Raw genomic sequence first — 520 nt, forward strand, 5'->3', positions numbered from 1 at the left:
TGCTGAACATCATCGGCGGCCTGGACCGCGCCGACGCCGGCCGCGTCACCGTCGACGGGACCGCGCTGGGCGGCCTGGGCGAACGCGACCTGCTCGCCCTGCGCCGCGACCGCATGGGCTTCGTCTTCCAGTCCTTCGGCCTGCTGCCCATCCTCACCGCCGCCGAGAACGTCGGCGTCCCCCTGCGACTGCGCAACACCCCCCGCCGCGAACGCGAAGAACGCGTCGCCCTCCTGCTCTCCCTGGTCGGCCTGCAAGGCCACGCCGACCAGCGCCCCGGCGAGATGTCCGGCGGCCAGCAACAACGCGTCGCCATCGCCCGCGCCCTGGCCAACCGCCCCGCCCTGATCATCGCCGACGAACCCACCGGCCAGCTCGACGCCGACACCGGCCGCGCCGTCATGGAACTCCTGCGCGCCGTCGTCCACAGCGAAGGCGTCACCGCCCTCGTCGCCACCCACGACCCCCAGCTCCTCGCCCTCGCCGACCGCGTCCTGGAACTCCGCGACGGCCACATCAC

Annotated in this window: 1 protein-coding gene; it reads left to right on the plus strand. The window is 73.8% G+C overall.

What is annotated here, in order from left to right:
- The coding region (locus PV341_RS45280; protein WP_500361091.1) for an ABC transporter ATP-binding protein at positions 1-520 on the plus strand (520 nt) is incomplete at both ends.

The sequence above is a fragment of the Streptomyces sp. PA03-1a genome, assembly GCF_033792805.1.
In the GTDB taxonomy this organism is placed as follows: domain Bacteria; phylum Actinomycetota; class Actinomycetes; order Streptomycetales; family Streptomycetaceae; genus Actinacidiphila.